This is a genomic window from Streptomyces sp. NPDC005492 (assembly GCF_040605995.1).
GTDB lineage: Bacteria > Actinomycetota > Actinomycetes > Streptomycetales > Streptomycetaceae > Streptomyces.
Genome location: NZ_JBEXDX010000014.1, coordinates 1 through 14,968 on the forward strand (window position 1 = coordinate 1; position 14,968 = coordinate 14,968).

Consider the following 14,968-nt stretch of genomic DNA (forward strand, 5'->3'; position numbering starts at 1 on the left):
GTGTGGTCTGTGTGCGGGTGGTTCTTATTGTCAGCGGGGCGGGCGCGTTCCTGCTCGACCCCCCCCCCCCCTCCGGACTCCAACGGGCTCAGTGGCTACGGCACTTGGACACGTCGATCCGTACGATCTGCGGGTCGTGGTCGCTCGCCTGGTCCGCGAACTCCGCGTTGATGTGCACGACGTCGTAGGTGAACGACGTCACCGCGGGGCTGGTCAGGATGTGGTCCAGGGTCTGGGAGTTGCCGTCGTAGACGTAGGTGTAGCGCTCGGCGGCGGGGAGGGTGGTGATCAGGGGCTTGAGGACGTTGCCGGCCGTCAGGGTGGTGACGGTCTGCGAGAACTCGTAGTCGTTCAGGTCGCCCAGGACGATCGCCTTGGCGTTCTTGTCCGCCGCCAGCAGGGACTTGACGAAGGTGTTGACCTCCGCAGCCTGGGCCGCGCGCTGGGTCTCCGAGCTGCGGGCCGGGGGCTGATAGCGGCCGTGGATGGGCTGGTCGCCGCCCTTGGAGATGAAGTGGTTGGCGACGACGAAGACCTGCTCGCCGTGGAAGGTGAACTCGCCGACCAGGGGCTTGCGGCTGTCGTCCCAGGCCGCGTTGGTCGGGTCGATTCGGCCCGGGGAGTAGGTGAGTTCGACGCCCCTGCGGGTCTTCACCACGCTCGTGGCGGTGGTCGCGTCGCCGCCCGTGTGGTCGGTGAAGGAGACGCGCTTGGGGTTGAAGAGGAAGACCTGGCGGATGTTGCCGCCGGGCTCGCCGCCGTCCTGGTCGTTGGTCGGCGAGATGTAACGCCACTTGTAGGCCGGGCCGCCGGCCGCGCGGACCGCGTCCGTAAAGCGCTTGAGGGTGGCCTCGGCCGTCACCGTGCCGTCGTCGGTGGCGCCGTTGTCGTCCTGGATCTCCTCCAGGGCCACGATGTCGGGCGAGTTGAGGTTGACCGCGACACCCTCGGCGAGCCGGTCGAACTTCTCCTGGGTGTCGAGCGCGTCCAGGTTCTCGACGTTGTACGTGGCGACCGCCAGCTCGTCACCCTTCTGACGGCGGGTCACTTCCTGCTTCAGGCCGTTGTCGACGAGGGTGCCGAGCTGGGTGGCCTGGACGTTGTAGCCGCCGTAGGTGGAGTAGTCGAGGGGGCCGACCGTCGTACCTGACAGCTCGTCACCCACGTTGGCCACGGGGAGGGTTGATGTCGTGTCGAGCGACATCACCTCTATGCGGCCGGTATTGGGCTGGTCGTAGGAGGAGTAGAGCGTGCCGCCGCGGGGCGTCGCGTTCTCGTTCGGCTTCACCGTGACCCACAGCTCGCCGTAGGCGTCCGAGGCGCCGACCACGCGGGCGTCGGCGAAGGTGACCCGCATGCCCTCCAGGGACTCGTAGAAGTCCTGGGCGTAGACGGCGGGTTGGAGGGCGAGGGACTCGATGCTGCCGCCGGACGCGGTCGGGATGTAGGCGTCCGGGACCGAAGTGGCGTCCAGCGTCACGGCGTCCGGCAGGGCGTTGCCGCTGGAGAGGACGGTGGTCGTCGGGCCGCCGATCTCGGTGTTCGACTGGCTGGTGCTGCTCGGGTAGTACTCGCTGACCTTGCCGGTGACCAGGACCGAGTCGCCGACCGCGACGGTGGGCTTGGCGGAGCCGGTGTAGACGAAGACGGCCTCGCTGGTGCGCGGGTCGGTGTCGGGGGTCGGGTCCTGGATCCAGTAGCCGAGGGAGCCGCTGCTCCGGACGCCGGTGACGATGCCCGGGACGCGGGTGACCGTCCTGCCGGCGTACGGCGAGAGGCGGGTCGTGCCCTGGATGTCGTGGACGCGGACGGTGCCGGGGTCGGTCGGCGAGCCGCCGTCGCCACCGCCGCCGTCGCCCGAACCGGGCGTCTGGCCCGCCGAGTTGACCGGGGTCGGGGTGCCCGCGGTGAAGTCCGCCGCGTTGTCGTCGGTGTCCGCGAGGGAGTCGGTGCGGGCGACGGACGCGGTGTTGGAGGCGCCGGTGGCCGGGCCGCTGCCCTCGCGGACGACCGCGGTGCCGTAGCCCGCGAGGTCGACGACGCTGGGGTCGGCCGCGCAGTCCGCGGCGGTCTTGCAGGTCAGCGCGGTGGTGCCGGAGACCAGGGCGATCGTGCCGGTGGTGGCGCTCATGGCGATCGAGCCGCCGGCGTCGGTGGTCGGCAGCGCGGTGGTGCCGCCGCTGCCGGTGCCCTCGCCGACGAGGTAGCGGGCGCCGGGGGCGATCGCGCCGGTGAGGGCGGTGACCTGCCAAGTGGAGGCCGCCGAGGGCGAACCGGGCAGGTACTGCACGCTGTAGCCCGACAGGTCGTAGGCGGTGGAACCGGCGTTGCCGAGTTCCACGAAGTCCCGGGTCAGGGTCGCCCCCGAGTTGCCCCCGCCGCCGTACACCTCGGCAATCACCGCCGAGGCCGACGGGGTGGCGGAAGCGGCGGGCAGGGCGGTGAAGGCGAACGCTCCCGCCGCACCGACGGATATGAGCGCGTAGGCGGTGCGGCGGGCGCGGGGTCTGCGTCCCTCGGGTCTGGACACGCTGGCGGTCTCCTCGTGCTTCGTGTAGCTGCCGATACCGGTGCCTGTGGGGAGTCGGCTCAAGTTACGCGCGTAGAAAGGGAGTTGCCAGAGGGCCTTGCGTTAAATCCAGGGAACAAGTGCGTGCGGCGATGATAGGGCACGGGCCGCGAAAGTGACCTTCCACACATAAGCCCTGTGATCAAAACGGGCAACTCACCTTATTCGGGCGCGCCTTGAGGGTCTCCGGACCATAACCGGTTCACCTTTCAACCGTGGCATTTTCCGGTTTCGTCCAGTTCACTCGGGATGGTTTGCCGCAGGGCATAAGCCCGTTCCGTCCCCAGGAGGCGTGTAGAGATATGTCCCATTCATCCGAATCGTCACAAGTCCCCTTCGCTCCCCACCCGGTGACCGCCGCCGAAGTCATCCCGGGCGACCTCATCGCCCTGACCCCGGACGACGCCGAGCGCGCCCGCTGGTACGTCGTGACCCACACCCTCCCCGAGACGCCCGAGACGATCCGGGTCACCCTGCGGCCGCCGCTCGGCGGGAGTGACCGCGACGAGGTGCTCGGCCGGAGCCGCCGGGTGACCAGCGCGGGCCGGCGCCTGGACGTCGGAGCCGTGCCGCGACTCGTCTCCGACGACCTCACCGGCGTCGAGTTCCGGGACGGCGACCGGGTGACCTCGCTGCGGGTGGTCGATCCGGAGGCCAACGAGCTGTCGTACGAACGGCGTTGGGGTGTGTGGCATCGCGACCTCGACGGGAGCACCGGGGAGGTCGCCTCCGACGCCGAGATACGGGGGCGCGCGGACGAGGAGTGGGTCGTACGGCATCAGCCGCGGCCGGAGCGGGTGGCGACCGCGCATGGGCCGCGGCGGGTCGTGGTCACCGGGCTCGGTGCCGTCACACCGCTCGGGGTCGGCGTCGACAAGCTGTGGCGGGGGCTGCTCGACGGCCGGCACGGGATCCGGGAACTGGACGGCGAGGAGTTCGCGGAACTGCCCGTCCGGGTGGCCGGCACCGTGCCCGTCGACCCGGCGGAACTGCTGCCGCGTCAGGCGGCGCGGCGGATGAACCGGGGCGCGCAGTTCGCCGTGCTCGCCGCGCGGGAGGCGTGGGGCGACGCCGGGTTCACGGCCGGGGGCACCCGGGAGAGCGGGCTCGATCCCGAACGGGTCGGCGTCAGCCTCGGGGCGATCCTCGGAGACGCTTCCGTACTCGTCGGCGCCGACCGCCGCCTCAGGGACGGACGTTCCGTCTCACCGCTCACCACCCCCATGACCGTGCCCTCGCAGGCCGCCTCCCAGGTCTCCCTCGATCTGCACATCACCGGCGAGGCCCGCACGGTCACCGCCGCGTGCGCCTCCGGCACCGAGGCGATAGGGGCCGCCATCGACCGCATACGGTACGGCCGTGTCGACATCGCCCTCGCGGGCGGTGCCGAGGCGGTCGTCACGCCGGCGATCATGGCGTCGTTCGCCGCGATGCGGGCCTTGTCCACGCGCGGGGTGGCGGACGGTTCGTCGCCTTCCCGGCCGTTCGGGAAGGACCGGGACGGGTTCGTGAACGGGGAGGGCGCGGGGGTGCTCGTCCTGGAGGCCGAGGAGCACGCACGCGCGCGTGGGGCGCGGATCTACTGCGAGGCCGCCGGGTGGGGGCTGTCCGCCGACGCGCACCACATGGCGGCGCCCGATCCCTCGGGGGCCGGGGTCGCGCTCGCGGTGCGGCGGGCGGTGCGGGACGCGGGCGGGCATGTCGTGGACGTCGTCCATGTGAACGCACATGCCACGGCGACGGTCGAGGGCGATCTCGCCGAGGCCGGGGCGCTGCGGGCCGTGTTCGGACGACGGGCCCTTCCTGTCACCGCACTCAAGGGACATCTCGGACATCTGCAGGGCGCGGCGGGCGGGGTCGAGGCCGTGGCGACGGTCCTCACGCTGCATCACGGGGTGGTGCCGCCGACCGTGGGGGGCGGGGAGTTGGACGAGGCGATCGGGCTGGATGTGGTGACGGGGGCGGCGCGGGAGTTGCCCGGGAGTGGGGACCTCGCTCTCAGCAACTCGTTCGGGTTCGGGGGGCACAACGCGGTGCTGGCGTTGCGGCGGGTGGAGTAGCGCGGCGCTGTCGGCGAGGACTCAGGCTGTTCGCTTGCGCGGGGTCGCCTTCTTCGCCGGGGTCTTCTTTGCGGCGGTCTTCTTCTTGCCCTGTGTCGTCTTCTTCGCCGACGCGGATGTCGATGTCGATGCGCGAGCCGGGGAGGACTTCTTCGCCGCCGTCTTCTTCGCCGCCGTGGAGGTCGACTTCTTGCCGGTGGCCTGTTTGGGGGTCGCGCGCGGCGAGAGCGCTCTGACCTCGGCCTTCTCCCCCGCCCCCTCGCCGCGCGACTCCTTCGCCTCGCGGACGCTCTTCTCCAGGGCCGCCATCAGGTCGAGGACCTTGCCGCTGCGGGCCGGGGCCGGGGACTCCGCGGGCTGTTCGCCGGAGGCCTTGGCCGCGATCATCTCCTCGACCGCCTCGCGGTAGTCGTCGTGGAGATCGGCGAGGTCGACCTCGCCCAGGGTGTCCATCAGGGCGTCCGCGAGGTCGAGTTCCTTGTCGCGGACGGTGACGCCGGTGTCGGGGGCGACGTCCTCGGGGGCGCGGATCTCGTCCGGCCAGAGCAGGCCGTGCATCGCGATCACGTCGTCGACCACGCGCAGCATGCCGAGACGTTCACGGCCGCGCAGCGCGTACTTCGCGATGGCCACCTTCTGGCTCCGCTTCAGCGCCTCGCGCAGCAGGGTGTACGGCTTGGCGGCGGGGACGCCGTTGGCGGAGAGGTAGTACGCCGCGTCCATCTGGAGCGGGTCGATCCGGTCGGCCGGGACGAAGGCCACGATCTCGATCGTCTTCGCCGTCGGGATCGGCAGGTGGGCCAGGTCGTCGTCGGTGATCGGGATCATCGTGCCGTCCGCGTCCTCGTACGCCTTGCCGATCTCGGACTGCGGGACCTCACGGTCCTCCAGCTCGCAGACCTTGCGATAGCGGATGCGGCCGCCGTCCTCGGTGTGGATCTGGCGGAAGGAGATCGAGTGGCTCTCGGTCGCGTTCACCAGCTTGATCGGGATGCTGACCAGGCCGAAGGAGATGGCACCGTTCCATATGGATCGCACCTGCGGCACCCGCCTTCCGTTTCTTCTGGGCGATTCATCACGTTTACGTGGGATTCTCATCGTATGACGCCGATCACAGAGGTGGAGGGGCGAAGGCTCGCGCTCAGCAATCTGGAGAAGGTGCTGTACCCGGCGACCGGCTTCACCAAGGGCGAGGTCCTGCACTACTACGCCACGACCGCCGAGGTCCTGCTGCCCCATCTGCGCGACCGGCCGCTGTCCTTCCTGCGTTATCCGGACGGGCCCGACGGCCAGGTCTTCTTCGCCAAGAACGTGCCGCCGGGTACGCCCGACTGGGTCACCACGGCCGAGGTGCCGAGGTCGGAGGGGCCGGCCCGGATGGTGCTGGTGCAGGATCTGGCGTCCTTGATGTGGGCGGCGAACCTCGTCACCGAGTTCCATACGCCTCAGTGGGTGATCGGGGCGCCGGGGGATGCCGACCGGCTGGTGTTCGACCTCGATCCCGGGGCGCCGGCGACGGTCGTCGAGTGCTGCGAGGTCGCGCTGTGGCTGCGGGAGCGGTTGGCCGCGGACGGGATCGAGGCGTACGTCAAGACGTCCGGGGCGAAGGGGCTGCATCTGCTGGCGGGGGTGGAGCCGGTGCCGTCGGGCCGGGCCGTCGAGTACGCGAAGCACCTGGCCGTGGAGGCGGAGCGGGCCCTGCCACGGCTCGTCGTCCACCGGATGACCCGGAGTCTGCGACCGGGAAAGGTGTTCGTCGACTGGAGCCAGAACGCCGCACGGAAAACGACGGCCACGCCCTACACCCTGCGGGCGCGGAGGGAGCCTGGGGTGTCGGCTCCGGTGACGTGGGGGGAGGTGGAGGGGTGCGGGTCGGCGGATCAACTCGCCTTTCTCGCACCGGACATGGGGGAAAGGCTGCGGGAGTACGGGGATTTGTTGGCGCCGTTGGTGGGTGGGGGGAGGGCCGGGGTGGTGCCGTGAGTGGCGGGCAGCCGTCGCCGGTCCGGCTGGGGCGGCGGGTGGCCGGGGGCAGTGGCGCTGGGTGCGATAAGGACGGCTGCCGGAGACACCCCTTGAAGTCACCAGCACTCATGCGGAGGGGGCCGGTCGGCGCGTCAACTCGCCTTTTTCGCAACGGACATGGGAGGGCGACTGCCGGAGTACTGGGGTTTGTTGGCGCCGTTGCTCGATGAGAGGGGCGAGGGCGGTGCCGCGAGTGGCGGGCCGTCGCCGCTCCGGCCAGGGAGGCGGGCGGACCGGGGGGGTAGTGGCGCGGGTGCGATATGGACGGCTGCCGGAGTACGGGATTTGTTGACGCCGCTGCTCGACGAGGGGAGGGCGAGGGCGATGCCGTGAATGTCACCCGACCACCGGTCCTGGCCGTGTCGGCGGATGCTCGGAGGGGCAGCGGCACGCAGTGCGCTGAGACCGGCGGCGCCGAGCGCACTGCCGGTCGGCAGGGGCCCACCCGCATAGATCAGGCGGCGGCGATCCCGGGGCCCCATCAGAGCCCGGCGATCCGAACGACCTGCATGACACCCTCGACCCGCCGGAGCACCCCGCAGGAGCCCGTGTCGACCCGGTCTCCCCTTGTTGCCGGTTGCTCAGTCAGCGCTTGTCCTATGCCGCGCGGCGCTTGGTGATCTCGGTGCTGATCGTCTCCTGGAGGTCGTCCGGGGTGAAGCCGAGGTCGTTGAGGATCCTTGCCGCCGGGCTCCCCTCGACGCGGATCAGGCCCAACAGGGTGTGTTCCGTGCCGACCCAGTCGTGGCCGAGGTCGGCTGCGGCTCGGCGGGCCTGGCCGATGGAGTCCTTGGTTTCCGGGCGGAACGGGATGTGGCCCCGGAGCGCCTTTTCACCGGCCGGCGGCAGCGCCTCCTCGATCGCGTCGCGGACGCGCTGCTCCGAACCCGCCTTCGCGATCAGCACCTCGTAGGCCAGCCCCCGTGGCTCGCCGAGCAGGCCGAGCAGGAGGTGTTCGGTGCCGATGGAGTCGTGCTTGTGGGTGCGGGCGGCCTCCTGCGCCAGCACGATGCTGTGCCGGTTCAGGTTGGTGTACCGCTCGAAGGGGCCCGGCGCGTGGCGCTGCTGGGCGGCCTGCTTGGACACCCCGATGGCGTCGCCGATCTCGGTCCAGGACGCGCCGGTCTGCTTGGCCTTGCTGACGTAGTGGTCGATGAGCTGGTCACCGAGGTCGGACAGGGTCTGGGCGCGCAGGCGCGCTTCGCTGACGCGGGCCAGCTCGCCCGCTTCCGGGAGTTCCTCGTCGAGACGCGCGATCAGGTCGGCGAGGCTGATGTCGAGTGGACTCATGCGTCAACTTTAAATTGACGGTACTTCATCGTCAATCTGTAATTGACGATTCTCCGAGTCACGAAGCCAGGCCCCTCACACCCGCCCCCACGTATGCCGATCCCGCGCCATCGCGTGCAGCGCCTCCACGTCCGCGGGCTTCAACACCCCTCCCGTTCTTGCCAGTCCGGACACTTCCGTGTCCTGGAGCACGCGGACCTCGCGCAGCGGAGCCGTCACCGAGACGTCCGTCGGACCGGCCAGGGCGAGGACCGGGTGGACCTCGGCGGTGAGGGCGTAGGACGCCCGGTCCGCGTCGGCGCGGACGCGGCGGAGCAGCGGGAGCGGGTCGCGGCGGCCCACCTGGACCATGGGGTCGGTGATCCGGACGCGTTGTTTACGGGCGTACAGCGTGTGCAGCGCGAAGAGCCCGCCGGGGCCGACCGCCAGGTGGTGGAGGCGGTCGCCGCCGGGGAGCGGGATCGAGTGGAGGGCGTGCCAGCCGGCGCCGTCGAGGGCGTCCAGGGCCTCACCGACGGCCTGTTCGGCGGTCAGGGCGCGGCGGCGGGCATCGGGACGGAGACGGTGCTGCGGACCCGGGTCCCGGTCGAGGGCCACGTGGAGTGCCTCGCCGGGGCGGTTGGGGGCCAGGTCGTCGTCCGGGTGGAGGCTGAGCCGCGCGAGCTCCGCGGGGGTCGGCACCGGGGGCGGGCCCACCGTGACCGGGCCGGTGATGAAGGGGCCGAGGGCGTGCAGGACGTCCTCTCTTCGGTCCTCGCTCAGCAGGTTGATCCGGGCCGCCTCCCTGTCGTACCAGGCGACGTTCCTTCCGTCCGTGCGACAGACGTACAGCCGCTCCTGACCATGGCGCCAGGTCGGCACGATGCGCAGTCCGCTCATGCACCATCACCCCTCGACCATGGGAACAGGCGGGGTGCTCAAGGGGCAAGAACCCGGTTACCTTTGGGTCAGTCGCTGGGGCTTGGGGAGGCGCCGTTGCGGACGCGCAGGAAGCAACCCGACGTACCCGCTCCGGACAGTCCGTGGAGCGAGATCACACCCGGTCTGTGGATGGGCGGACACGAGTTCAGGGGGCGTTCGGGGCAACTGGAGTTCGCGGTGGCGCGAGACGAGTTCGATCTCGTACAGACGCTGCTGCGACTGCCGGGGCACGGGCCCGACAGCGGCGTCGAGCACCATGTGTGGCCGATTCCGGACGGGCCGCTGGACGGGACACAGCTCGCGGGCGTGATGCGGCTGGCGCTGGCCGCCTGCGACGCGCTGGACGAGGGGCGGAAGGTCCTCGTCCGCTGCTATCACGGCTACAACAGGTCGGGGCTGGTCGTCGCGCACGCGCTGGTCCGCCGGGGGCACTCCACCGAGGAGGCGATCCGGCTGATCCGGGCCCGCCGCTCCCCCTGGGCGCTGCACAACGACCTCTTCGTCGAATACCTGCGGGCGGGACTGCCCACGGCCCGGCTGCTGGAGGAACTGGCCGAGTAACCGTTTCCTCGACCCACTCACGCACGCGAACAAAAAGGACTTCCGTACGAATAGGGTGTACGGGTCCCGCATCACCGCCTCGCCAGGAGAACAGTGCCGCTTCGTCGCCCCCTCCGCGCCACCGCCGCCGTCGCCCTGCTCCTCGCGACCGCCGCGGCCTGCGGTGACACCGGCGCGCTGCGTGGCGCGGGGGCGACCCCGACGGCGACCAGTCCGGCCCGGCTCTGGCCGGATCTGTCGCCCGCCGCCTCCCCCGCCTACGACTTCGACGAGGCGGACACCGAGACCGTGAAGGGCGTCACCGTCCCCGGGGACGACCTCCGCAAGGTGGATCCCGTCGCCGTCGTACGGGCCGAGATCGCCGCGCACCGGAGTGACTACGAGGGCGCCAAGGCGCCGTACCGGGGAACCGCCGAGCGGATGGCCGACTGTGCGAAGGGCCGGGACCGGAGCCGCTGTCCCGTCCTCAAGCCGTACTACCGCGATCTGACCGGCGACGGACGGGACGACCTGACGCTGGGCTTCCGGCTGCTGCCCACGAAGATGACGGCCGTGCGGGTCTACACCGTCGAGAAGCACCGGCTGGTGCAGGTCATGGCCAACGACGACGCGGTGAGCGGGGTCGAGCTGGCAGGCCACTCGGTGATCATCCGCTCGCCGTCGGAGCTGGCGGGGTACGAGTACCGCGTGCAGTGGACCTGGGACGCCGACCAGAAGGCGATGCTGCTGACCCACGACGAGTTCCTGCGCACCGGCGGCCGCAAGCACGGCGTCCGGCGCGCGACCCCCACGCCCTCGGCGTCCCCGTGAGACGGCCCGCGCTGCCCCGGTGGGCCGGGACCCTCGCCTTCAAGTCCGCCGTGTTCATCACCGTGATGTGCTGTGCGCTGGCCGCCCTGCTCGGCGTCCTCGTGCATGTCTCGGTGAGCGACCGGACCGTGGGCCAGGCCCGTGAGCTGGCGCTGTCGCGGCTGCGGACGGCGACGACGCAGTACGAGGCCGGGGACTCGCTGGTGCACGGCGCGGGCGTCGATCCCGAGAACCTGCCCGTGCCGCTGCGGGAGTTGGCGGCGGCCGGGGAGCGCGGCACGATGGTCGGCAAGCACCGGGGGCGCCCCACGATGTGGGCCGCGGGCCCGGCCGACGGTGGCCGGGTGCTGGCCGTGGCGGTCGACTACTCGCAGGGCGCCGACACCATCGCCGGGCTCGACCGGGCGATCGTGTGGTCCTCGGCGCTGGCGATCGGAGCGACGCTGCTGGTCGGCGCGTTCGCGGTGACCCGGGTGACGCGGCGGCTGCACGGGACCGCGCAGGTGGCCCGGCGGATCAGCGCCGGCGATCTGGACGCGCGGGTCGACGATCCCCGTACGAAGGACGCGACCTTGCCCCAGGACGAGGTGGCCGCGGTGGCCGCCGCGCTGGACACCATGGCCGCGTCGTTGCAGGGCAAGCTGCTGACCGAGCAGCGGTTCACCGCGGACGTGGCGCACGAGTTGCGCACCCCGTTGACAGGTCTGCACGCGGCGGCCGAACTGCTGCCTCCGGGGCGGCCGACCGAGCTGGTGCGGGACCGGGTGGCAGCGCTGCGCACGCTCACCGAGGACCTGCTGGAGATCTCCCGGCTGGACACCCGTCGGGAGAGACTCGAGCTGGACACCGAGCGGCTGGGGGCGGTGGCCGAGCGGGTCGTGCGGGGCTCGGGGACGGACACCGGGATCAGGGTCGTACGGGACGCGTGGGTGGAGACGGACCGGCGGCGGCTCGAGCGGGTGCTCGGGAATCTGGTCGCCAACGCGCACAAGCACGGGCGGGAGCCGGTCGTGCTGACCGTGGACGGGCCGGTGGTGACCGTGCGGGACCACGGGGACGGATATCCGGAGTACCTGGTGGAGCACGGGCCGCAGCGGTTCCGCACGGAGGGCGGGGCGCGGGGGCACGGCCTGGGACTGACCATCGCGGCGGGGCAGGCGGAGGTGCTGGGAGCGCGGCTGGAGTTCACGAACGCGGCGGGGGACGGCGGGGCACTGGCGACCCTGACGCTGCCTCAGCGACCGGGCCGGGGCCCTGATGGCGCAGTGTGAGAAGCGCCCCGCGTGAACCCCTCCTAATGTGGCGATTAGTCAGCTTCGCCCCATTCCTGGAGGTACCCCATGTCCCTCAGCCTCTCCCTCCGCCGCCTCGGCATAGCGGTCGCCGCCGGTGCGCTCGTCACCGCCGCCGCCGTCACACCCGCCGTGGCCGACGACGACTGGGGCGACGAAGACCCGGGCGTCAGCCGCCAGGACGACGGCGCGTGGAACCAGCAGGGCGGCGACGACCAACAGAGCGCCGACAGCCTCGACGGCCGCGGCGACCACGACCCGAGCGGCGGCCACGACGACAACCAGCGCCTGTACCGGGGCGTCGTCACCGCGAACCACCTGGCCCTGCGCTCCCGCCCGGACCGCGGCAGCAGGGTCATCCGATACGCCCACCGCGGCGAGCGCGTCTCGATCTTCTGCAAGACCCGCGGTTCCAACGTCCAGGGCAACAACCTCTGGTACCTCCTCACGGACGGCACCTGGGCGTGGGGTTCGGCGCGCTACATCGACAACATCGGGCCCGCGCCCCGCTGGTGCTGACGGGCGAGACACACTCCACGCCCAAGGCACACAACCCGTCCCATTTGGGTAAGTTCCGGACATGACCAACGCCGGAACCACCGTGACAGCGGACCATCCCACACCCGCTGTACGCCTCCCCCGGCGCCGTGGCATCGAACTCACCCTCATCGTCGTGGCCGTCCTGCTCTCCGTGTACGGCTACTGCGCTGTGGGTCTCGCGAGACACGGCACGATCCCGCCCGGCGCCGCCGGCTACGGCGCCGGGCTCGGCGTGCTCGCCCTGCTGGCGCACTGCGCGGTGCGCCTGCGGGCCCCGTACGCCGACCCCCTCCTGCTGCCGATCGGCGTGCTGCTCAACGGCCTCGGCCTGGTGCTGATCTACCGGCTCGACCTGGAGACCCCGGGCGACCGGGCGGCCCCCACCCAACTCGTCTGGTCCACCCTGGGCGTGGCCCTGTTCATCGTGGTGGTGCTGGCCCTGCGCGACCACCGCGTCCTCCAGCGCTACGCGTACGTCAGCGTGGCCGCAGCCCTCGCCCTGCTCACCCTGCCGGTCTTCTTCCCGGCCGTGAACGGCGCCCGGGTCTGGATCCGGATCGCCGGATTCTCCATCCAGCCGGGCGAGTTCGCGAAGGTGCTGCTGGCGATCTTCTTCGCCGCCTATCTCGCGGCCAACCGCAACGCGCTCGCCTACACGGGCCGCCGCGTCTGGCGCCTGACGCTCCCCACCGGCCGGGTGCTCGGCCCGATCGTCGCGATCTGGCTGCTGAGCGTGGGCGTCCTGATCCTGGAACGCGACCTCGGCACCTCGCTCCTCTTCTTCGGCCTGTTCGTGACCCTCCTCTACGTCGCCACCGGCCGCACCGGCTGGATCGCGGTCGGCCTGCTGCTCGCGGCCCTCGGCGCGGTCGCGGTCGGCCGGCTCGAACCCCACGTCCACAGCCGCGTCCTCGACTGGCTGCACCCCTTCGCGTCGATCGACGCGGGCCAGGGCCCGAACCAACTCGCCCAGTCCCTCTTCGCGTTCGCGGCCGGCGGCATGCTCGGCACGGGCCTGGGCCTCGGCCACTCCGTCCTCATCGGCTTCGCCGCGAAGTCGGACTTCATCCTCGCGACAGCGGGCGAGGAACTCGGCCTGTCCGGCCTCTCCGCGATCTTCATCCTCTACGGCCTGCTCGTGGAGCGCGGCTACCGGGCCGGCCTCGCGCTGCGCGACCCCTTCGGCCGACTGCTCGCGATCGGCCTCGCCTCGATCGTCGCGCTCCAGGTGTTCGTGATCGCGGGCGGGGTGACCGGCCTGATCCCGCTCACCGGCATGGCGATGCCCTTCCTCGCCCAGGGCGGCTCCTCGGTCGTCACCAACTGGGCGATCGTGGCCCTGCTGATCCGGGTCAGCGACTCCGCCCGCCGTCCGTACGACATCGAGGTGGCCGCATGAACGACGCCATGACCCGCCACATCCGCCTGGCCGCCGCCTTCTGCACCCTGCTCCTGCTGGCCCTGCTGGTGAACGCCACCCGCATCCAGATCTTCCAGTCCCGGACCTACGACGGCAATCCCGCCAACCGCCGCCACACCATCGCCCGTTACGACCAGCCGCGCGGCGCCATCCTCGTCGGCGGCGAAGCGGTCACCGGCTCCCGCGACTCCCGCGAGCAGCTCCGCTACGAACGGACGTACAAGGACGGCCCGTTGTACGCCCCGGTCACCGGCTTCGCCTCGCAGGAGTACGGCACGACCTTCCTGGAACACTCCGAGGACGCCATCCTCTCCGGCACCGACTCGATGCTCTCGCCGTTCCCCCTGTGGAACGACCTGACCCGCGCCCAGAACCCCGGCGGCGACGTCCTCACCACCCTCAACAGGGCCGCACAGCAGGCGGCTTACGACGGACTCGGCGGGCGCACGGGTGCCGTGGCCGCGATCGAGCCGTCGACCGGCCGCGTCCTCGCGCTGGTCTCCACGCCGTCCTACGACCCCGGGGCCCTGTCGGGCAACGGCCGGGCCGCGAGCCGTGCTTGGGCCCGGCTGAACGCCGACGCGGCGAAGCCGATGCTCAACCGGGCGGTGCGGCAGACGTATCCGCCGGGTTCGACGTTCAAGGTGGTCACCGCGGCGGCGGCGCTGGACGCGGGGGTGGTGAGCGACCTGGACGCGGCGACCGACTCGCCCGACCCGTACACCCTGCCGGGCACGACGACGACGCTGAGGAACGAGGGCGACGGGTGTGTGGACGCGCCGCTCCGCTCCGCCTTCGAGTGGTCCTGCAACACGGTGTTCGCGAAGCTGGGCGTGGATGTCGGCGTGCGGGACATGAGCGCCACGGCGCAGGCGTTCGGCTTCAACGACACCCGTGTGCGGATCCCGTTCGCGGTCTCCCCCAGCACCTTCGACACCTCGCTGGACAGGGCCCAGTTGGCGCTGTCGTCGATCGGGCAGTACAACACGCGGGCCACGCCCTTGCAGATGGCGATGGTCGCGGCGGCGGTCGCGAACGGCGGGCAGGTGCGGGAGCCGTATCTGGTGGAACGCACGACGCGGCGCGGCGGCGCGACGGTGTCGACGGCGGGCTCGCGCCCCGCCCGGCAGGCGATGCGTCCATCGACCGCCGCACGGATGAGGGAACTCATGGAGGACGTGGTCACCGAGGGCACCGGCACCAACGCGGCGATCCCCGGCGCGACCGTCGGCGGCAAGACCGGCACCGCACAGCACGGCATCGGCAACTCCGGTACGCCGTATGCCTGGTTCGTGTCCTGGGCGCAGGGCGAGCGGGACATGGAGGCGAAGGTGGCGGTCGCGGTGGTGGTGGAGGACGCGTCGGCGCACCGGGGGGAGATCAGCGGGGGCGGGGACGCGGCGCCGATCGCCAAGGCGGTGATGGAGGCCGTGCTCGGTTCGTGAGACGGGGGTACCGGAAGCCGCCCAGCCCGACCTAC

At 71.5% G+C, this 14,968-nt stretch carries 12 protein-coding genes; 8 read left to right on the forward strand and 4 right to left on the reverse strand.

Going from position 1 to position 14,968, the window contains the following annotated elements; genetic code table 11:
- Positions 1–88: 88 nt before the first annotated feature.
- Entirely contained in the window at positions 89–2,476 is a 2,388-nt protein-coding gene (locus ABZT04_RS20360; protein ID WP_356058297.1) for an endonuclease/exonuclease/phosphatase family protein, read from the reverse strand.
- A gap of 395 nt (positions 2,477–2,871) precedes the next feature.
- On the opposite strand from ABZT04_RS20360, the gene ABZT04_RS20365 reads away from it, so the two are divergent.
- On the forward strand, positions 2,872–4,629 hold the full coding sequence (locus ABZT04_RS20365) for a beta-ketoacyl-[acyl-carrier-protein] synthase family protein (RefSeq protein ID WP_356058095.1): 1,758 nt from the start codon (positions 2,872–2,874) through the stop codon (positions 4,627–4,629).
- Between the two features lie 21 nt (positions 4,630–4,650).
- Here ABZT04_RS20365 and ABZT04_RS20370 read toward each other — a convergent pair whose 3' ends face one another.
- On the reverse strand, positions 4,651–5,676 hold the full coding sequence (locus ABZT04_RS20370; protein WP_356058096.1) for a Ku protein: 1,026 nt from the start codon (positions 5,674–5,676) through the stop codon (positions 4,651–4,653).
- A gap of 54 nt (positions 5,677–5,730) precedes the next feature.
- Between ABZT04_RS20370 and ligD the strand changes: the two genes are divergently transcribed.
- Positions 5,731–6,612, forward strand: a complete 882-nt coding sequence (gene ligD / locus ABZT04_RS20375; RefSeq protein WP_356058097.1) for a non-homologous end-joining DNA ligase — start codon at positions 5,731–5,733, stop codon at positions 6,610–6,612.
- Positions 6,613–7,251: 639 nt separating this feature from the next.
- On the opposite strand, the gene ABZT04_RS20380 is transcribed toward ligD, so the two are convergent.
- On the reverse strand, positions 7,252–7,944 hold the full coding sequence (locus ABZT04_RS20380; protein ID WP_356058098.1) for a Clp protease N-terminal domain-containing protein: 693 nt from the start codon (positions 7,942–7,944) through the stop codon (positions 7,252–7,254).
- A gap of 75 nt (positions 7,945–8,019) precedes the next feature.
- Positions 8,020–8,823 carry a nuclease-related domain-containing protein gene (locus ABZT04_RS20385; RefSeq protein WP_356058099.1) on the reverse strand — a complete coding sequence of 268 codons (804 nt, stop codon included), beginning with the start codon at positions 8,821–8,823 and terminating at the stop codon, positions 8,020–8,022.
- A gap of 96 nt (positions 8,824–8,919) precedes the next feature.
- Between ABZT04_RS20385 and ABZT04_RS20390 the strand changes: the two genes are divergently transcribed.
- The 6 genes from ABZT04_RS20390 (at position 8,920) to ABZT04_RS20415 (ending at position 14,933) form a co-directional block, all read left to right on the forward strand.
- The gene (locus ABZT04_RS20390) at positions 8,920–9,426 is read left to right on the forward strand and encodes a dual specificity protein phosphatase family protein (protein WP_356058100.1); all 507 of its coding nucleotides are present in this window, start codon (positions 8,920–8,922) and stop codon (positions 9,424–9,426) included.
- 93 nt (positions 9,427–9,519) lie between these two features.
- On the forward strand, positions 9,520–10,236 hold the full coding sequence (locus tag ABZT04_RS20395; protein ID WP_356058101.1) for a hypothetical protein: 717 nt from the start codon (positions 9,520–9,522) through the stop codon (positions 10,234–10,236).
- A gap of 65 nt (positions 10,237–10,301) precedes the next feature.
- Positions 10,302–11,507 (forward strand): HAMP domain-containing sensor histidine kinase, encoded by a 1,206-nt coding sequence (locus ABZT04_RS20400; RefSeq protein ID WP_356058298.1) that lies wholly within the window; start codon positions 10,302–10,304, stop codon positions 11,505–11,507.
- 69 nt (positions 11,508–11,576) lie between these two features.
- On the forward strand, positions 11,577–12,047 hold the full coding sequence (locus ABZT04_RS20405; RefSeq protein WP_356058103.1) for an SH3 domain-containing protein: 471 nt from the start codon (positions 11,577–11,579) through the stop codon (positions 12,045–12,047).
- Between the two features lie 61 nt (positions 12,048–12,108).
- The gene (locus tag ABZT04_RS20410) at positions 12,109–13,467 is read left to right on the forward strand and encodes an FtsW/RodA/SpoVE family cell cycle protein (protein ID WP_356058104.1); all 1,359 of its coding nucleotides are present in this window, start codon (positions 12,109–12,111) and stop codon (positions 13,465–13,467) included.
- A gap of 8 nt (positions 13,468–13,475) precedes the next feature.
- Entirely contained in the window at positions 13,476–14,933 is a 1,458-nt protein-coding gene (locus ABZT04_RS20415; RefSeq protein WP_356058300.1) for a penicillin-binding transpeptidase domain-containing protein, read from the forward strand.
- The last annotated feature ends 35 nt before the right edge of the window (positions 14,934–14,968 follow it).